Annotated in this window: 15 protein-coding genes; 9 read left to right on the top strand and 6 right to left on the bottom strand. The window is 36.3% G+C overall.

Going from position 1 to position 20,149, the window contains the following annotated elements; translation table 11 throughout:
- Positions 1 to 151 precede the first annotated feature (151 nt).
- Positions 152 to 1,849, top strand: coding sequence for a lysine--tRNA ligase (lysS, locus tag A1704_RS04725; RefSeq protein ID WP_062670929.1), 1,698 nt, complete (start codon positions 152 to 154; stop codon positions 1,847 to 1,849).
- 36 nt (positions 1,850 to 1,885) lie between these two features.
- On the opposite strand, the gene A1704_RS04720 is transcribed toward lysS, so the two are convergent.
- Genes A1704_RS04720 through A1704_RS04710 form a run of 3 tightly spaced genes read right to left on the bottom strand, consistent with a single transcriptional unit; the run spans position 1,886 to position 4,751 of the window.
- Positions 1,886 to 2,401 carry a ClbS/DfsB family four-helix bundle protein gene (locus A1704_RS04720; protein WP_062670927.1) on the bottom strand — a complete coding sequence of 172 codons (516 nt, stop codon included), beginning with the start codon at positions 2,399 to 2,401 and terminating at the stop codon, positions 1,886 to 1,888.
- 5 nt (positions 2,402 to 2,406) lie between these two features.
- Complete coding sequence (locus A1704_RS04715) at positions 2,407 to 3,411, bottom strand: cytochrome d ubiquinol oxidase subunit II (RefSeq protein WP_062670926.1); 1,005 nt, start codon at positions 3,409 to 3,411, stop codon at positions 2,407 to 2,409.
- Entirely contained in the window at positions 3,408 to 4,751 is a 1,344-nt protein-coding gene (locus A1704_RS04710) for a cytochrome ubiquinol oxidase subunit I (RefSeq protein ID WP_062670923.1), read from the bottom strand. The genes A1704_RS04715 and A1704_RS04710 overlap by 4 nt, the downstream gene beginning before the upstream one ends.
- Positions 4,752 to 4,985: 234 nt before the next feature.
- Between A1704_RS04710 and gyrB the strand changes: the two genes are divergently transcribed.
- The 6 genes from gyrB to A1704_RS04680 all read left to right on the top strand — a co-directional run bounded on the left by gyrB (position 4,986) and on the right by A1704_RS04680 (position 13,468).
- Positions 4,986 to 6,920, top strand: a complete 1,935-nt coding sequence (gene gyrB, locus A1704_RS04705) for a DNA topoisomerase (ATP-hydrolyzing) subunit B (RefSeq protein WP_062670921.1) — start codon at positions 4,986 to 4,988, stop codon at positions 6,918 to 6,920.
- An 82-nt stretch (positions 6,921 to 7,002) separates the two neighbouring features.
- Positions 7,003 to 7,425 carry a DUF5684 domain-containing protein gene (locus A1704_RS04700; RefSeq protein ID WP_034695994.1) on the top strand — a complete coding sequence of 141 codons (423 nt, stop codon included), beginning with the start codon at positions 7,003 to 7,005 and terminating at the stop codon, positions 7,423 to 7,425.
- Between the two features lie 400 nt (positions 7,426 to 7,825).
- Entirely contained in the window at positions 7,826 to 9,718 is a 1,893-nt protein-coding gene (locus A1704_RS04695; protein WP_062670919.1) for a DUF3857 domain-containing protein, read from the top strand.
- Positions 9,719 to 9,720: 2 nt separating this feature from the next.
- Entirely contained in the window at positions 9,721 to 11,655 is a 1,935-nt protein-coding gene (locus A1704_RS04690) for a transglutaminase-like domain-containing protein (protein WP_062670917.1), read from the top strand.
- A 93-nt stretch (positions 11,656 to 11,748) separates the two neighbouring features.
- Positions 11,749 to 12,573, top strand: coding sequence for an RsiV family protein (locus tag A1704_RS04685; RefSeq protein ID WP_062670914.1), 825 nt, complete (start codon positions 11,749 to 11,751; stop codon positions 12,571 to 12,573).
- 43 nt (positions 12,574 to 12,616) lie between these two features.
- Positions 12,617 to 13,468 carry a diacylglycerol/lipid kinase family protein gene (locus A1704_RS04680; protein WP_062671591.1) on the top strand — a complete coding sequence of 284 codons (852 nt, stop codon included), beginning with the start codon at positions 12,617 to 12,619 and terminating at the stop codon, positions 13,466 to 13,468.
- Between the two features lie 152 nt (positions 13,469 to 13,620).
- On the opposite strand, the gene A1704_RS04675 is transcribed toward A1704_RS04680, so the two are convergent.
- Together A1704_RS04675 and ggt are read right to left on the bottom strand one after the other, a co-directional pair.
- Positions 13,621 to 14,901, bottom strand: coding sequence for a dicarboxylate/amino acid:cation symporter (locus A1704_RS04675; protein WP_062670912.1), 1,281 nt, complete (start codon positions 14,899 to 14,901; stop codon positions 13,621 to 13,623).
- 170 nt (positions 14,902 to 15,071) lie between these two features.
- Positions 15,072 to 16,760 (bottom strand): gamma-glutamyltransferase, encoded by a 1,689-nt coding sequence (ggt, locus tag A1704_RS04670; RefSeq protein ID WP_062670910.1) that lies wholly within the window; start codon positions 16,758 to 16,760, stop codon positions 15,072 to 15,074.
- Positions 16,761 to 16,965: 205 nt separating this feature from the next.
- On the opposite strand from ggt, the gene A1704_RS04665 reads away from it, so the two are divergent.
- Complete coding sequence (locus A1704_RS04665; protein WP_062670908.1) at positions 16,966 to 17,931, top strand: NAD-dependent epimerase/dehydratase family protein; 966 nt, start codon at positions 16,966 to 16,968, stop codon at positions 17,929 to 17,931.
- An 84-nt stretch (positions 17,932 to 18,015) separates the two neighbouring features.
- Positions 18,016 to 18,768 carry a polysaccharide deacetylase family protein gene (locus A1704_RS04660; protein ID WP_062670907.1) on the top strand — a complete coding sequence of 251 codons (753 nt, stop codon included), beginning with the start codon at positions 18,016 to 18,018 and terminating at the stop codon, positions 18,766 to 18,768.
- Positions 18,769 to 18,904: 136 nt separating this feature from the next.
- Here A1704_RS04660 and A1704_RS04655 read toward each other — a convergent pair whose 3' ends face one another.
- Positions 18,905 to 20,110 (bottom strand): metallophosphoesterase, encoded by a 1,206-nt coding sequence (locus A1704_RS04655; protein ID WP_062670905.1) that lies wholly within the window; start codon positions 20,108 to 20,110, stop codon positions 18,905 to 18,907.
- Positions 20,111 to 20,149 lie beyond the last annotated feature (39 nt).

Here is a 20,149-nt window from a genome sequence, read left to right as displayed (position 1 = left end):
GTTATGCACAATCATTCAAATCTTTGATCTCTAAACACGTATCCCGAACCCCAATACCCCGCATCTTTACCACTTTTTAAAATTTCTTAAAAAAGCCATTGACGGTCATGTCAAAAATGCCTAAATTTGTACGCTTTTAGAAAAATAAGAAATGCAATTATCAGAACAAGAAATCATTAGAAGAGAAAAGCTGAATAAGCTTACTGAAATGGGGATTAATGCGTTCCCTGCGGATGAGTATATAATTACAGATACTACAGAATCTATAAAACAGGATTTTTCTGAAAGTAAACAGGTGAAGATCGCTGGTAGATTGATGTCCCGCAGAATTCAAGGAAAAGCTTCTTTTGCAGAATTGCAGGATTCTAAAGGAAAAATCCAGGTTTATTTCAACAGAGACGAGATCTGTCCGGGTGAAGATAAAGAACTTTATAATGAAGTATACAAACACCTTCTGGATATAGGTGATATTATCGGTATTGAGGGTGAATTGTTTACCACTCAGGTAGGAGAGAAGACGGTTTTAGTGAAAAACTTTACGCTTCTTACAAAAGCTTTACGTCCGCTGCCTCAGGCTAAAACTGATGAAAACGGAGTAGTACACGATGGTTTTACAGATCCTGAATTAAGATACAGACAGCGTTATGTAGATTTAATGGTAAACCCACAGGTAAAAGAAATTTTCGTGAAGAGAACAAAATTGTTCAATGCCATGAGAACATTCTTTAATGATGCAGGATATTTTGAAGTGGAAACACCAATCCTACAGTCAATTCCTGGTGGAGCTGCAGCAAAACCGTTTATCACGCATCACAATGCATTAGATATTCCATTATATTTAAGAATTGCCAACGAATTATATCTGAAAAGACTGATCGTAGGTGGTTTTGACGGAGTATACGAGTTCTCTAAAAACTTCAGAAATGAAGGAATGGACAGAACTCACAACCCTGAGTTTACCGCTATGGAAATCTATGTAGCTTACAAAGATTACAACTGGATGATGGATTTCACTGAGAAATTACTGGAATTCTGTGCTATCCAGGTAAACGGAACTACAAAAGCTACCTTTGGGGAACATGAAGTAGATTTCAAAGCTCCTTATCCAAGAGTTTCCATGACAGAAGCAATCCTGAAATTTACAGGGTTCGATATCACTGGAAAAACTGAGAAGGAATTATACGATTTTGCCAAGTCTATCGGTATCGAAGTAAATGAGACGATGGGTAAAGGAAAATTAATCGATGAGATCTTCGGTGAAAAATGTGAAGGAAACTTCATCCAGCCGACTTTCATTACGGATTATCCGATTGAAATGTCTCCACTGACAAAGAAACACAGAAGCAAAGAAGGCTTAACAGAGCGTTTTGAATTAATGGTATGCGGTAAAGAAATCGCTAACGCTTACTCAGAGCTTAATGATCCGATCGATCAGAGAGAGCGTTTTGAAGCTCAGATGGCGTTATCTGAAAGAGGAGATGATGAAGCGATGTTTATCGATCAGGACTTCTTAAGAGCGCTGGAATACGGTATGCCGCCAACTTCAGGATTAGGAATCGGTATGGACAGATTAATCATGTTCTTAACGAATAATGCCTCTATCCAGGAAGTATTATTCTTCCCTCAGATGAGACCTGAAAAAGCAGTCCCACAAATTGAACTGGGCGAGGATGAAAAAGTAATCCTTGAAATCCTTAATTCTCAGGAAGAGCCAATGGCTTTGGCTGAAGTAAAAGAAAGAAGCCAGTTATCCGGTAAAAAATGGGATAAAGCTTCCAAGACTTTGACAAAAAACAATATTGTGAAAGTAGAGAAAATTGACGAAAATCTTTTGATGAAACTGTCTTAAGATTTCTCAGAAAACATAAATAAAAAAGGTACAGTGCTATGCTGTACCTTTTTCTTTTTTCCATTTCCGGAGCTGTGCCCTGAAGTTTTTAAACGGAGCCACGGTATTGATATGAATCCACTTCCAAACCGGCCACTGGGCGGGAGTAGTTGCCCATTTTCTCTGTTCCGGAGTGAATAGTGTTTCATCGTCAAGATTTTCTATCCAAGTGATAATTTTATCAACTTGATTTCTCAGCAAGTCTCTTTGCTGTTGTAAACTATAAGAACCGTATTCATGATAAAAAGACTGGTACAATCCTCCCAGGTTATTCCATTTGTATTCAGGAGTGGGAGTTTTCACTTCAATTCCTTTGCTTTCATCAGATTCCCACTGTAAAAGCAGGTGAGTCCAACCCAATTGATAGGAAATATTTTGTGATGGAGTTTTATCAACTCCCGGCTGCCTAAGATCTTTTTCCTCTTCTTTTATATCATTAAATTCCTGATCATAGAGCAGATATCTTTTCTTTAGCTCTTCAATGAGTTGTGTTTTGTCTTTATAAGTCTGCATACTTACTATTTTCTCAACTTGCTGAAAGAAGCCATCAGATAAAATAAGAAAGGAAGAATAAACAATGAGCCCAGCATCAATGCCCATCCCAATGCGGCGATAGTTTTTTCAGGAGCCATATGTTCCAGTAATGAAAGATGCTGTCCGTTTCCTAATAAAATAATATCCGGATTATGCTGATACGTTGCCGCTACTAAAATCATCACCATCTGGAATCCTGCCAAAGCACGTACAGGAAGCAGCTTCTGACGGTTCATCGCTCTTAGAATAAGCAACAAGGCAATGGTGGCAAAAGCAATCGCCATAATCCCCAAAGGCTTTGAAAATACCCACATCAAAAGGGGAATATCTGAAATATAAGCAGTTACGAATACCAATATTCCTGTGACCACAACAAAGATCATGGTCTGCTTGGATTTTCTGATCATTAACAAAAGATCGGCCTTATCACGTGTTTCTCTTAATGAAAATATAGAAGCAAGATAAGCACAAAGGGCTACCGTAAATAAGCCCACAGAAACCCCAAACCAGTTCAGCCAGCTGAATACATACAAATCCAGAAAACCTACAGCATCAGGATTGATAGAATGTGAAACCGTAGCAGCAGCAATTAATCCCAAAAAGAAAGGAGTTAAAAGACTCGCATAATAGAAAATCTGGGTATATAAAACCTGCCAGTTATCCTTTACAGCATCATAATGTCTGAAAGTAAAGGCTGTTCCTCTTGCAATAATTCCCAAAAGCATTAACACTAAAGGAATGTGAAGATAAGTAGACATAGTGGTATAAATCTCCGGAAAGCCAACAAAAAGGATAACGATGGCAATAATCAGCCACATGTGATTGGCTTCCCAGACAGGAGCAATAGATTCATACATAATCTCATGGGTTTTATGACGGGCTTTTTTATTGGTGAACATTTCTACAATACCTGCTCCAAAGTCAGCTCCGCCCAGAATAATATAAAGACAGATGGATAGCCAGAGAAAACCTATTACAATGTAAATCATGATTTTTTGTTTTTATCGTTAAACTGAGCATCGGTAGGATCGTAAAGTTTCGGTACCATTTGAATCTGTCTCTTTAAAAGGAAAACAAGGATCAATGATAATGATACAAAAATAGCCGTGAAAAAATAGAATGAATACTGTATTCCCGGCATAGGAGTTACAGCGTCAACTGTTCTCATAATTCCATAAATAATCCAGGGCTGTCTTCCTACTTCCGTTACTGTCCATCCGGCTTCCAACGCAATATATCCAAAAGGTGTTGCTATTAAAAATGTTTTCAATAGCCAGTGTTTATTCAGCCATTCTTTTTTGAAAAAGAAAGCATATAAATAAATAGCTCCAATAACAATCATGATCACTCCGAAGAAAATCATGATTTGAAAAGCATAATGAACCACAGCAATCGGAGGCCATTCATCTCTAGGGAAATCCTTAAGACCTTTTACTTCAGAATTGAAATCATTGCTCACCAGAAAACTTAAAACTTTCGGAATTTTCACTGCATATTTCACTTCTTCTTTTTCCTCATCAGGAATTCCTCCAATCACAAATGAAGCCCCTTTTTCCGTTTCAAAATGAGCTTCCATAGCTGCCAGTTTGATAGGCTGTCTTTCTGCTACCGACTTTGCAGCAACATCACCGCTTAGAGGTGCTCCGAATGCCCCAATCAAAGCAAATCCTACGGCAATTCTAAAAGCTTTGGTATGAAATTCAACATTTCTTTTTCGCATAATCATAAAGGCATGTACTCCAGCTACGGCAAATCCTGTTGCACAAAATGCCGCGACCGTCATGTGAAGAGCCTGCGGAAACCACGCATCATTGAACATTGCTTTGATAGGATCTATATTAAGGTACTGTCCGTTAATATAATCAAAACCGGTGGGAGAATTCATCCATGAGTTGGCTGCTACCACCAGAATTCCGGAAGCCAGCCCGCTTACTCCTACAAGAAATCCGCAGAACCAGTGAAACCATTTATTGAATCTTTCCCATCCATATAAAAAGAAACCGATAGCAATAGCCTCAATGAAAAAGGCTGTTCCTTCCAGAGAAAACGGCATCCCGAAAATCGGACCTGCATGTTTCATAAATCCAGGCCATAGAAGTCCAAGTTCAAAGGAAAGCATGGTTCCTGAAACTGCTCCGGTAGCAAAAAGGATAGCTACCCCTTTGCTCCATGCTTTTGTCAGTCCTTTATATACTTCATTATTGGTCTTTAGGTATTTCCAATGGGCAAAAGCCATCAAAAAAGGCATCACCATACCCACACAAGAGAATATGATATGAAAGCCCAGAGAGAGAGCCATCTGAGCGCGTGCTGCTATAAAATCATCCATAATTTCAACTTTTCAGTTAATAAATTTAAGCATAAATTATTGATGTTGAATATGATTTACAACAGTTGCAATTTCAGCAATACCTTTTAATTTTGAATCTTTTATTGGCTTCCTTTTTCTTATGTTTTTAATAAGAAAACTCTACATTTTTTTGACACTTTTTAACTTTCATACCTCGAAAAAAATCACGATATTTGTGAGTCTTTGCATACAGCAGGATTTTTAATTTTTAATATGAGTCAAAAACAATATACAGCTAGTAGTATTCAGGCATTGGAAGGAATGGAGCACGTACGTATGCGTCCTTCAATGTACATTGGTGATGTAGGAGTCAGAGGACTTCACCACTTGGTTTATGAAGTAGTAGATAACTCTATTGACGAGGCATTGGCAGGGTACTGCGACACGATCTTCGTTAGCATCAAGGAAGGAAACGGAATTGAGGTAAGTGATAACGGTAGAGGTATCCCGGTTGATTTCCACGAAAAAGAACAGAAATCTGCCCTTGAAGTTGTAATGACGAAAATTGGAGCCGGAGGTAAGTTTGACAAAGACTCTTATAAGGTTTCAGGAGGTCTTCACGGGGTTGGGGTTTCGTGTGTGAATGCACTTTCCAATGAGATGATCACTACTGTTTACAGAGATGGAAATGTTTACCAGCAGATCTATTCAAGAGGAAAAGCCCAGACAGGTGTTGAGGAGATTGGTCACAGCGAAAAAAGAGGAACCAAGCAGTTTTTCCAGCCGGATGATAGTATATTTACAGAGTTAATTTACAATTACGATACATTAGCAAGCCGTTTAAGAGAACTTTCTTACCTTAACAAAGGAATTACCATTACATTAACTGATGAAAGAGAGAAATTAGAAGACGGATCTTTCCGTTCGGAAGTTTTCCATTCAGAAGGTGGGTTAAAAGAATTCGTTGCTTACATTGATGGTAACCGTGAGTCTATCATGGAACATGTAATCTTCATGGAAGGAGAAAGAGATGATATTCCTGTAGAAGTAGCAATGCGTTACAATACATCTTTCAACGAAAATCTTCACTCTTATGTAAACAATATCAATACTCATGAAGGAGGAACTCACTTAGCAGGTTTCAGACGTGCTTTAACAAGAACGCTTAAGAAATATGCTGATGATCTGGGTATTCCGCAGAAAGAGAAAGTAGAAGTTACAGGTGATGACTTCCGTGAGGGATTAACAGCTGTGATTTCTGTAAAAGTAATGGAGCCTCAGTTTGAAGGACAGACTAAAACAAAACTAGGAAACTCTGAAGTTTCCGGAGCTGTTGATAAAATTGTTGGGGAAATGCTTACCAATTTCCTTGAAGAAAACCCTTCTGAGGCAAAACTGATCGTTCAGAAAGTTGTTTTGGCAGCAAAAGCAAGACAGGCAGCGAAGAAAGCCCGTGAAATGGTTCAGAGAAAATCTCCCATGGGAGGTTCTGGTCTTCCAGGTAAATTATCTGATTGCTCTTCTAAAGACCCGGCAGAATCTGAAATCTTCCTTGTAGAGGGAGATTCCGCAGGGGGTACGGCTAAGCAGGGAAGAGACAGACACTTCCAGGCTATCCTTCCTTTAAGAGGTAAAATTCTGAACGTAGAGAAATCTATGCTTCATAAAGTATATGATAATGAAGAGATTAGAAATATCTATACAGCTCTTGGAGTTTCTGTAGGAACAGAAGAAGACAGCAAAGCATTGAATATGGCTAAGCTGAGATACCACAAGATCGTTATCATGACCGATGCCGATATTGACGGATCTCACATTTCTACATTGATCCTTACTTTCTTCTTCAGATATATGAAGGAACTTATTGAGAATGGATATATCTATATTGCTCAACCACCTTTATACCTGTTAAAGAAAGGGAACAAAAAAGTATATGCATATAACGAAAAAGAACGTGAAGAGTTTACTCTAGACATGGCTCCGGATGGTAAAGGAGTAGAAGTACAACGTTACAAAGGTCTTGGAGAAATGAACCCTGAACAGCTTTGGGAAACTACATTGAATCCTGAACACAGAATTCTTAAACAGGTAACCATTGATAATGCAGTGGAAGCAGACAGTATTTTCTCTATGCTGATGGGGGATGAGGTTCCACCAAGAAGAGAGTTTATCGAGAAAAATGCGAAATATGCCAAAATTGATGCATAAACGTTTTTAAAAATATAACAAAAAAAGCTTCTAATTATTTAGAAGCTTTTTTTATATTTGGATAAACCAAAAAAACAATAATATGTTAACTCTTTTACAAACAGACCCTTACAACGGGGCAGATGCGGCTTCTGGAGCAGTAGCTGCAGGATTGGGGATCGGAACGATGTTCTTCGGCTTACTTTGCTATATTTTCTATGGATATTGCATGTACAAAATCTTCCAGAAAGCAGGACGACAAGATGCCTGGGCTGCCTTTATTCCTATTTATAACACCATCGTATTGCTGGAAATTGTGAAAAAACCAATTTGGTGGATCATTCTTTTCTTTATTCCCTTGGTGAATATCTATGCCTGCTGGGTTGTATATGACAGACTAGCCAAAGGCTTTGCCAAAGAAACTCCTCTTTACACGATTCTGATTCTCCTTTTCGGATTTATTTTTATTCCTGTATTGGGACTCGGAAGTGATCAGTTTGATAGTAAACTGGTCCCGAATGATTAAAAAAGAAACAAAAAAATTAAAAGACTTCATTTTTGAGGTCTTTTTTTATAAATAATTTTAAGCTGTAGAATTTATTGTACTTCTTCCTATTATTAATTCTACATTATTTAAATTGCTTGAATTGTAATTTATTTTAAATTTGAAATGAAGATAATATGAAGTTTATCCCTTCATGCCACAGAATAGGTACACCCTTCTCCCAATATAGAATGAGTATAAATATTCTGTTTTTAACTTTTCAAAATTAATGATGGAAAGTTGATAATGTGTTCATTTTCTTATAAGTACATTTGATATAGTACTTTTTTAAGTAATAGGTTAAGGCTTCACATGTTGAAGCCTTTTATATTTTTTTTAACAGTTATTAAGATTTTATTATTTTTGTATCATCTTAATAACTATGATGAAAATATTAGTCTTGGGGGCTTTATCTACCGCCTCATTGTATTTCGCACAGAGCTATCCTGCCTCTGCCATTCCTGAGAATTTAAAGAAAAATGCTAACGTTGTTATACGAAAAAAATTTACAACGGTTCAGATCAACAAAGTTGATGAAATAAAATACCAATATAATACTGTGACTACAGTTTTAAATAAAGATGGTGATGAACGAGCTGTAGCGTATATACCTTATGATAAAGCAAAAAGTATTTCTAATATAAAAGTTACGATTTATGATGAAGCAGGAAAAAAGGTTAAGAGCTTTTCAAAGTCGGATTTTAAAGATTTTGCTAATAATCCTCAGGGAGTTTTCTATTCTGATAACAGAATTCTGGTATTTTCTTACACATCAGTTCAGTATCCTTATACTGTTGATTTTTCTTATGAAAGCGAAGATAAGAATACGATCTTTATTCAGGATTTTGTACCGTTTCACTCTATTAAAATGTCTTTGGAAGAGGCTCAGTTCAAAATCATTAATACATCAGGAATTGAACTGCGTACTAAGATATACCCTTCAAAGTATAACTATGCGTCTGTTGTAGAAAGCGGAAGTGAAAATGATAAGACCTATTCCTATAAAAATGTACCTGCCATTGATGATGCTTTTATGATTCCGGAGCCTGTTAAAATCTTACCTTCAGTAAATTTTGCTTTAACAAAATTTAACCTGGCAGGAAAACAAGGGACTTTAAATAACTGGACGGATTTTGGAACCTGGTATTATAAAGATCTGATAGAACCAGTTTCGGTATCTACTCCGGCTATTAAAGCTGAAGTAGCATCCTTACAATTACAGGGATCTGTAGAAGATAAAGTAAAGAAAATTTATCAGTACATGCAGAACAAAACCCGATATATCGCTGTAGGATTAGGAATTGGGGGCTGGCTTCCTATGCAGCCGGATGAAGTCAACAAAAAAGGATATGGAGATTGTAAAGCATTAACGAATTATATGAGAATTCTATTGAATGAAGCAGGAATTCCATCTAAATACTGTGTGATCAATTCCAGTTCCTCACAGGTTTCTTTTGATCCCGAATTTCCTTCTATGGGAGGAAATCACGCTATTCTGATGATTCCGACTGAAAAAGGAAATATCTGGCTTGAAAATACTTCTCAACAAATAGCCTTTAATCATTTAAGCTATAATACCACAGACAGGAATGTGCTTGCTGTAACTCCGAAGGGAATAGAACTTATCAATACACCGGTTTATAAAGCTGAACAAAATAAAGAAAAACAAATATTGCGAGTTAACCTTAATGAGGACAACAGTATTATCGGGACTGGAAATTTTTCCTATACGGGAAATCAATATGATTATAATTTGAGGTTTGCCAGTCTTAATCCCACTGAAAAAAATGATGCGGTAAAAGAGAGGTTTAATGTTTTAAATTTTGAAAAGGTTGAAATGAAAAATTTTAACAATGACAGAGATAATGCTGTTATTACCTACGACCTTGATTTTAAGACCAATAATTTCTCCAAAAAAGCTGGAAACAGCCTTCTGTTCAGATCTGTGCCTATTTTTAATGATGCTGTCTTTAAAACTGATGAAACCCGCGAGCTTCCTTTTGAAGTCGGTATGTCTTATGAGGACGAATATGAAATTGCTTATGTACTTCCTTTGGGGTATAAGGTGGATGAAACTCCTGATAATTCAAGCATCACTTCTGAATTTGGATCTTACAAACTAAGTTTTGTTAAAAGTGAAGGACAGGTAAAGGTGGTCAGAAAAGTACAGATCAATAAAGGATTATATCCAAAAGAAAAATACAACGATTATATAAGTTTCAGAAAAAAGATTCTGAATATGGATAATTCGAAAATTTTAATAACAAAAATATAACCATGAAAAAAATTATAGTATTGCTTTTTTGCTCTGCCAATACCATATTGATCAGTGCTCAGAAGAAATATGAATTTCTGAACCCTCCCAAATTTAATGAGGCAGATCTGTCGAAAGCAAAATCTTTATTAGATGAAAATGCTCCTGCCGAAATTTTATACAAATCTGCTTATTTTATGGTGGATTCCAATACGGGAAATCTCCACAAAAGATATTTTTACAGAGTGAAGATTTATAATAAAGATAAAGCTGAAGACTGGTTAAATCTTGAGATTCCTATTTATAATGTTGGAACCAACAGAGAATCACTGGGAAAGTTCAAAGCTTTTACCTATAATCTTGAAAATGGAGTTACAGTTCCGGTAAAAGTGGAAAAAAGTTCTCAATATAAAAGTAAAGAGAATAAATATGTTACTTTAACAAAATTTGCTTTTCCAAGTGTGAAAAATGGATCTGTCATAGAATATCAATATGAAATTATATCTCCGTTCCGCTTTATGATTCCAGAGGTATTGATAGAATCTGATACTCCTTCACTGAATACAGAATATGTTTTTGATACACCCATCAATATGTCTTATAATGTAAACTATACGGGAGGAATCAGTCCTAAGTATAGAGAAATGGAAGAAAGATATCTGTATGGTGCTCAATATAAGACCTATAGATTTGCTTATGAGAATTTGACTGGTTTTAAAACTGAAAAATTTGTAAGAAACGATAGAAATTTCAGAACAAAAATCAGTGCTGAGCTAAATTCTACTAATTTCGGCGAGCTTAAATTGTATTCATCTTCATGGGATCAGATTGCAAAGAGACTGTATGATAGTGATGATTTTGGAGGTGAAATAAAAAGAACAAAACTGGCAAGAGAAAATATTCCGGCAGGAGTTTCGGAAATGAAAACAGATCTTGAAAAAGCCAATGCAATATTTTCATACGTTCAGAAAACCTTTACATGGAATAAGGACAAAGGGGTTTATACAGAAGATGGTATCAAAAAACTTTTGGAAACTAAAACCGGCAACGCCGCAGAAATTAATCTTTTCCTTGTTATGATGCTTCGCGAAGCAGGTCTTAAAGCTGATCCGTTGATTATTTCTACGGTAGAGAACGGATTGATCAATATGGTGTCCCCTAATATTTCCAATATGAACTTTGTTTTGGCAGCAATTGATATAGATAAGCAGCTGCATATTTATGATGCTACCTCCAAACAATCTTCATTGGATGAAATACCTCTAAAAAACTGGAATCAATATGGAATCCTTGTGACTAAAGATAAAGCTTTGCAGATTCAGATGTCCAATGTAAAATCAAGCAATACTTATCTTACAGCGAATGCCAAAATCAATGATGACGGTAGTATTTCCGGTACCTATTCGGATAAAGATACAGGTGCATACGCGATGTATGCTAAAGACAACTACGATGATAACGCAGAAAAATACAAGAAGCAGTATAAAGAAAACTTCTCAATGGATTTCACGGATATCAATTCGAAAGTGTTGGAAAATGGCGACTTTGAAAGCACTATGAAATTCTCTTCGTCCAACCTTATTGACAGAGTAGGGAAGAAAATGATTATTAATCCGATGCTGTTTTTAAGTAAAAACTCTAATGAATTTGATCAAACCGAAGTAAGAAAATATCCAATTGATTTTGGATCACCCATAACCAGAACAAAAAAGGTCATTCTTGAAATTCCTGAAGGATACAAGATAGAGGAAATGCCTAAAGAAAAAAGGATCGTTACAGAAGATAAAGAAATAGCATATACTTATTCTGTAGAACAAAAAGGAAATATACTGGAGGTGACTACAACTACCAAAATTGGGAGTTCAGACTACCCGAAAGAATATTACCCTGCATTCAAACAAATCTGGGGCGTTGCTTCTAAATTTGAAAATCAGGTAATCAGTCTTGTAAAAAAGTAATAGTTAACAGGATTTAAATAAAAAAATATTTTTTTTTCAAAAACCATTCATCTTTTGAATGGTTTTTGTATTTAATACCCCAAAAATAGAATTATGAAAAATACGATTGCTGTTATAGCATTATCTTCTTTCTTAGCTGTTACTGCCTGTAAAAAAAATGAAACAGCAGGATCAGCAGAAAAAATAGAAAACAAAGCCGCTGAAGAATTTGTAGTAGACTCTGTGAAAGTCAATGACTCTACAAAAATTACGGATTCTTTAAAAGTGAGCTTTACTTCAAAGCTTTTGGTTTTTCCAACTTTAAAAGATAAAAAACTGTTAGACAGCATCTATTTCCAGAATGAAAAGATTAAAGATTTTTCCAAAGCTGGTCTTCAGACTTATCTGGATAATGAAAAAACTAGTTATTTCAATTCTGTAAAAAATGATAATAAAGACTGGGTTTCAGATGTTACTTATGCTCAAAACTGGTATTCAAGCTCGCATATGAATCTTATTTCTAATTCTAACGGTTATATGCATATTCAGTATCTGGGAAGCGGGTATGAAGGAGGAGCACATGATAACTACGGATTTTCCGAAAGGGTTTTTGATCTTAAAAACAACAAAAAATTAGAACTGAAAGACATTACTTCAATGCCTAAAAATAAAATTGAAGCCATTCTGATGAAAAATATTGATAAAATAAATAGTGGTACAATGGATGGTGACGGAGAAGTGAAGAACTCAGAAATGCTTTTAGTGGATAAAATTCCGGCATCAGACAACTTTTATTTTGATGATAAAAACCTGTATTTTCACTACAGTCCGTATGAAATTGCTGCTTTTGCTGCCGGAGACATTACAATTCCGGTTTCATGGGAAGATCTGAAAGGTACATTAAATACAGAATTTAAAGAAAGAATGAAAATTAAGTAAATTAATGCTTCCAGTTTTGGAAGCATTTTTTAATTTTGTGGTAATGGACAAAGTAGCTTTTATTATCAATCCTTTTTCGGCCAAAAAAAATTATCAGCCGTTTTTAAACGAACTTAAAACAAAGGTTAATAACCCATTGTACTATGTGTCAGAATCTATTCCAGGAACAGATGAATTTATTCAGTCCCATTTTGAAGAGGTTGATATTTTTGTGGCCATCGGAGGGGATGGTACTATTTCTACAGTAGCCAAAAATCTTATTTACACAGATAAAATTCTGGCAATTTTTCCCGCAGGTTCAGGAAATGGATTTTCCAATGAAACACAATTCAGTAAAAATCTGGATGAACTTTTAGAAAAAATAAAAGCTAAAAACTCCCGAAAGATTGATACTTTTACGGTAAACGACAGGCTATCCATCAATGTTTCGGGAACAGGATTTGACGGTAAAGTGGTTAAGGAATTTGAAAAAACAAGCCGTGGATTCAAAAATTATATCAAAGTTTCCCTGAAAACCTTTTTCAATTACAAACCTATCAAGGTGAAATTTTTTGATGAAGAATATCAACAGTACAATGGAAGGTATCTGATGATGAACATTGCCAATACCCGTCAGTTTGGTAACAATGCCTATATTGCTCCGAAAGCCAGTAAAAGTGATGGACTGGTTGACATGGTTTTGGTAAAAAAGTTTCCACTTACTTATTCAGCACTTTTTGCTTTCCGAATGTTTACTAAAAGACTGAAAGATGATGAATATGTAACCTATCTTCCAGTCTCTGAAATATCATTTAAGGTGAATACCAAAAACTGGCATCTGGACGGTGAATTCAATAAGATCAAATCACCAATCCATGTTAAAGTTCAACCTGCGAGTTTAAGTATTTTGATTTAAAGCTTTATGGTACTGGATGCAGGTTAATTTGGTTTCGGATTTACTCGTTGCTGTTTGTTAGGTTTCGGGTTAGGTGTTACACACAACCTTGAACTTTGAACCTTGATTCTTTCCCTAATTCCTGCAACCTAAACCTGCTATCTGCAATCTATTTACACTTCCAGTTTCTTTTCCACTTCAGCCGGATGATCCAGGCAGTATTGAAGTTGCTTTTTATCAAGCTGTTTTTCCCAGTTGGCAACTACTACGGTAGCTACAGAATTCCCAATTACGTTGGTCAGAGCTCTGCATTCGCTCATGAACTTATCAATTCCAAGAATCAAAGTCATTCCTGCAATCGGAATCTCAGGAACTACTGCCAATGTTGCGGCAAGGGTAACGAATCCGGCGCCTGTAACGCCAGCTGCCCCTTTTGAACTTAGCATAGCCACCAAAAGAAGCATCAGTTGTTTTTCGATAGGAAGATGAATATTTAAGGCCTGCGCGATAAAGAGAGAGGCCAGGGTCATATAAATATTAGTTCCGTCTAGATTGAAAGAATATCCGGTAGGAACCACAAGGCCTACAATGGCGCGTGAACAACCTGCCTTTTCAAGTTTTTCCATAATTCCGGGCAAAGCAGATTCTGATGAGCTTGTACCCAAAACGAGAAGTAGTTCTTCTTTAAGATAGAAAAGGAGTTTGAAAATATTAAATCCGTTATACCATGCTACCGCTCCCAATACCAGAATCACAAACAGGATTGATGTAATATAAAATGTACCTACCAGGAATATCAGATTCAGAACAGAATGTAGTCCATATTTACCGATCGTAAAAGCCATTGCTCCGAAAGCACCTATCGGGGCCAGTTTCATCAACATATGAACGATCTTAAATACCGGAGTTGATAGATCCTGTAAAAAATCGGTTACTTTCTGGCTCTTTTCTTTTGTTAAAACCAAAGCAACTCCCATTAAAATTGCTACCAAAAGTACCTGAAGAATATTTTCACCCACCAACGGACTAAATAATGTCTCCGGAATAATATTCATAATGAATCCCGTAAGTGTTGATTCATGAGCTTTTGCCTGATACTGTGAAACATCACCCGAAAGAGTAGAAGGATCAATATTTAAACCATGACCCGGTTGAAGAATATTTCCTACTAATAACCCTATGATAAGAGCCAGAGTTGAAAAGGTAAAAAAATAGATCATTGCTTTGATTGCAATTCTGCCAACTTTTTTCAAATCGGTCATGTGGGCGATTCCTAACGTAAGCGTAATGAAAATTACCGGAGCGATAATCATTTTTACCAATTTGATGAATCCATCTCCCAAAGGTTTCATCTTTTCTCCTAACTCAGGATAAAATTTTCCCAGAAGAATACCTGCAATGATGGCGATAATCACCTGGAAATAAAGCTGATTGTGTATTTTTTTTGCTTTCAAAGAACAGTCGTTTTGTTTTTTTAAGGGCGAAAATTAAGAAAATTTATCTAAAAACATGACAAAAGTCATTGAAAAGAATCTGTAGCGCGGGTTTTCTAAAATGCTTAAAAAAGCCTTGGCTTCATTCGGAGAATGAAGCCAAGGCTGTATTTGTTATTTTTGTATAAGTATTATTCTACTGCTACAGAATCATCTCCACGGCCATCAGCGACAGCATGAATATTTCCGTTTTCATCAAGGACAATCATTTCTGTTTTACCAATATATTTTGTCTTTTCAATGATGTAATTCTTGCTTTTCAGTTCAGAAATAGTGCTTTCCGGGAAATTGTTTTCCACGGTGATAGTTTCTGGTAACCATTGATGGTGGAATTTAGGTGCATTCACCGCAATATTCGCATTCAGTTTAAAATCCACTACATTCACGATAGACTGATACACTGAAGTAGGAATTGTAGTTCCTCCTGGTGTTCCCACGACCATATAAGGTTTTCCGTTTTTAAGGATGATGGTTGGGGTCATCGAAGAGAGCATTCTCTTGTTAGGTTGTATTGAATTAGCTTCTCCACCTACTGCTCCAAACATATTCGGGACTCCGGGTTTGATAGAGAAATCATCCATTTCATTATTTAAAAAGAATCCGGCTCCTGAAACAAGAACTTTACTTCCATAGTATCCATTAAGTGTGGTGGTTACAGAAGCAGCATTTCCATCTTTATCCAATACGGAAATATGAGTAGTCTGCATAGATTCTTTAGGTTGTTCTATAATCTTACCAACTTCTGCACTTGGAGTTGCCTTATCAAAACTGAAGCTTTTCCATCTTCCTTTCAGATATTCATCCGAGATCAGATAAGAGGTTTTATCCTGAATAAAATCCGGATCACCCATATATTCTGCTCTGTCGGCGTAAGCCCTTCTTTCTGCTTCAGTCATGATCTGAACTGCTTTTGTAGAGTTTTGCTGATACTTTTCAAGGTTTTCAAAACTAGCCATTCTGAGCATCTGGGCAAGAAGAACTCCGCCGCTTGAAGGCAGAGGCATCGTGACAACATTGCTTCCTTTATAATCAAATTCCAGGGCTTTTCTTTCAGCAACTTTATAATTTTTAAGATCTTCAAGAGTGATGATTCCGTTTCCTCTTTTCATTTCGGCAACTAAAAGATCAGCTGTTTTTCCTTCATAAAAACCTTTAGCACCTTGTTTCTGGATCAGTTTCAATGTCTCTGCTAAGTCTTTCTGAACCAAAATATCTCCGGCTTTCCACGGAGTATCTTTTACAAAAATGATCGAAGATTTATTATGCTTCTGAAATTTTTCTCTTTGATTATTCAGCATTTCCGCTTCCTTGTCGGTAATGGCAAATCCTTTTTCGGCAAGATCAATAGCAGGCTGGATGATTTTTTCCATAGGAAGCTTACAGTACTTCAGAGTAGCAAAGAATCCTGCTACACTTCCGGGAATACCTACGGCCAGTCTTCCGTTCTGGGAAAGATCAGTATCTGCTTTACCTTTTTTATCAATATACATGTCTCTGGAGGCTTTTTTAGGAGCAGTTTCCCTGTAATCCAGCGTAAATTTTTCACCGTTATTTTTTACACCTACCAAAAATCCGCCACCTCCGATATTTCCTGCCTGAGGATAAACTACAGCAAGGGCGTATTGTGTTGCAGTAACGGCATCATAGGCGTTTCCTCCCATTTTTAAGATTTTAGCTCCCGCTTCACTGGCTAACGGGTGTGCAGAGACGACAACACCTTTCTTCTTTACCTGTACTTCTTTGATAATATTGATATCTGTGAACTGAGCCCAGCTTAGCTGAGCTGCCAAAAGCATCGAAGCAATTAAAATCTTCTTCATATGATTGTTTTTTCTTTACAACAAAATTATTGAATTTTCAGTTAATCACAGCTTGATGATCATTGCATTTGATTTTTTCTTTCATTGAGATTATCTAATTGAAATATCTGTAGTTTATCAGGGCTATGTTTTTTAAATACACCTTTTTTATTATGGTTGGCATGTTTTTTTTACTTTTGTACAATTCTAAAAAAAAATCTGAAAAATGGAATCCTATACGGAAAGAATACTGATTACAGGTGCCTTGGGACAAATTGGTACCGAACTTACGAACAGACTTGTTGAAATTCACGGAGCGGAAAACGTTGTTGCTTCAGGATTGGACAGATGGCAGGAAGGAATTACTTCTGCCGGACACTACGAAAGAATGGACGTTACCAATACTCAATTGGTAAGACAGGTGATTCATGATTATGAGATAACGACAGTGTATCACCTTGCTTCACTTTTATCCGGAACTTCGGAAAAGCAGCCTGTTTTTGCGTGGAAGCTGAATCTTGAACCATTGCTTCACTTTTGTGAAATGGCTAAAGAAGGACTTCTTAAAAAGATCTTCTGGCCAAGTTCTATCGCGGTATTTGGAAAAGGAATTCCAAAGCATGAGGTAGGACAGGATGTGGTATTGAATCCAACAACTGTTTATGGGATCTCTAAAATGGCAGGGGAGAAGTGGTGTGAATACTATTTCGACAAATATGGTGTGGATGTAAGAAGTATCAGATATCCTGGATTGATCTCATGGAAGACTCCCGCGGGAGGTGGAACTACCGACTATGCTGTTGAGATTTTCTACAAAGCGATTGAAGACGGAAAGTATACAAGTTTCATTTCCGAAAATACAGGAATGCCGATGTTGTATATGGATGATGCCATTAATGCAACCTTGAAATTAATGGATGCTCCAAAAGAAAGTTTGACAGTTCGTTCTTCTTATAATTTAGGTGGAATGTCATTTACTCCAAAAGAATTGGCAGAAGAAATCACAAAAGAAATTCCGGATTTTACGATTGATTATAACCCGGATTTCAGACAGGCAATTGCAGATTCATGGCCGGCATCTATTGACGATTCAGTAGCGAAAAAAGACTGGGGTCTGACTTATGATTTCGGAATTTCGGAAATGACAAAAGATATGATTAAAAATCTGAAAGTAAAATTAGGAAAGGATTAATAATATAAAGTAATACTTTAATTGTTCTTGATTTTAACATCTGATTTTTAATATATTATAGAATTTATATAAACTTTAATTTAAATGGTATTATTAACTTTTAACATCACTTGTATTGAGGCTGAAGTAAAAAACGGCTCTCAAATTACTGATGAAGAGCGATTGAAAATCACCGAAGATAATACCAAAGCGATTCTTAGAGTTTTAGATATTCATGATATCAAATCAAGTTTTTTTGTAGAGGTTTCTCTTACCGAAAAACTTCAGAATTTAATAAAAGCAATTTCATCCAAAGGGCATGAAATTGCTTTTTATAATAAAGGATCAAATCCTGAAGAAATAGAAAATGCCAAGAAGAATATTCAGGATCTTTTGGAAAAACAGATCAGAGGAATTCGTCAGAAAGATGTAAAAGTTGCTCAGGAAAATTTAAAGCTGATGGAATTTAATTACGTCTCCAATATCGATAATGCCAATATTCTTTTTCCTTTTAAAAGACTCAAAAGAGATACCGAAATTACAGAAGAGGATGGTTTAAGTATTGTCCCTGAAAGTATTTCTCCGTACAGTCAGCTTCCTTATAATGATTTCGTGTTTCAGATCCTGCCGATGAAATATTACCAGAACATGGTGCTGGAAACTTTGCAGAATGAAGAATTTGTACTGATCTATCTGAACACATGGCAGTTTACAGATTTCAAAAAATACCGTTTTGATATTCCTTTTTACCGGAGCTTATTTTCGGGCAAAAAAATGGAGGACAAATTAGATGCCCTCCTTACTTTTCTCAATGACAGGGAAATGGCTACTTCCCGTATGAAAGATTATATTTTTTAGTGATAGGTAGCAGATATTAGGTTGTAGGGATTAGGGAGAGAATTCAAGGTTTAATTTTGTGTAGTTGTAACTCGCAACCAAACAATTTGCAAATAATAACTCGAACCCCGAATCTCGCATCCCGAAACCCGCACCTCTAGCTCAACTCAAAAAGCGTAATCTCCGGCAGTACACCCACTCTTCCTGGGTATCCTAATACACCAAACCCTCTGTTTACATATAATAGTTTCCCTTCACTTTCGTATAAATCAGCCCATTTTGGATATTTGTATTGTACGGGTGACCATTTTACGTTTTTAAGATCTAAACCAAACTGCATTCCGTGGGTATGCCCTGAAAGAGTTAAGTGGATATTTGAAGGGTGCTTTTTAACCACATAATCAAAATGAGTAGGGTCGTGGCTCATCAGAATCTTCGTAGCGGATTCTGGCACTCCTTTTAAAGCATCATCTATTCTTCCGAATTGAGGAAATGGTTTTAATCCCCAGTTTTCTACTCCCAGAATGTATAGTTTTTCTCCGTTTTTTTCAATGACTCTGTGTTCGTTTCTCAGCATGTCGAAACCAGCTTGTTTTTCATAGCCGATTAAGGTGTCAAGGTTTTGTTTTTTAGCTGCAGGTGATTCCCAGGTCACGTAATCTCCGTAATCATGGTTTCCTAGCACGGCTAATTTTCCGTCTTTGGCCTTAATTTTTGAAAACAAGGAAATAAAAGGTTTGAACTCGTCTGCAACATTGTTCACCATGTCTCCGGTAAATAATACCAGATCAGGTTTCTGTTCGTTGATCAGGTTAATCGCATGCTGTAATTTGTCCGGATCTGAGAAGCTCCCGCTGTGAACGTCTGAAATCTGAATGATTTTATATCCTTTAAAGCTTTTCGGAAGGTTAGCAAAATTTACTCTTACTCTTCTTACTTTATGTCTGTACTTTCCAAACGTAATTCCGTCTATGAAAAGAGCAGAAAGTACTCCGCTCATTCCTAATCCAACCAGACTCAGGAACTTTCTTCTTTCCGGGAAGAAATTCTCGGAGGGTTTGGCGAAGCCGATTAAATAACCTCCGGTTCTGATAATATCATCAATTAATAAAAACAGAACTATGAAAATTTTAGGAAGGATAAAGATCAAAAATAAGGAAATCATGATCTGGGTTCTTGCCATACTTCTATCTGATCTCTGATAGTGAGTGACTTCGTAAGCGAAAATCCCGTACACAACCAAAGAAATTATCCAATATCCGATTCTGATCCAGAAATTATCGGTAAGTGTTCTGATGGCCTGATAAATATACACTTCCAAAAAAAGGAAGATTCCGGCGATGATTAAAAAATTCTTTTGCATGTCTGATCAAAAAAAGCACAAAGAATAAACTTCCCTGTG

Origin of the sequence: Chryseobacterium cucumeris, assembly GCF_001593385.1 — a bacterium.
Lineage (GTDB): Bacteria > Bacteroidota > Bacteroidia > Flavobacteriales > Weeksellaceae > Chryseobacterium > Chryseobacterium cucumeris.
Note: the sequence above shows the minus strand (reverse complement) of the source record. Positions and strands in the feature narration are given on the sequence as shown.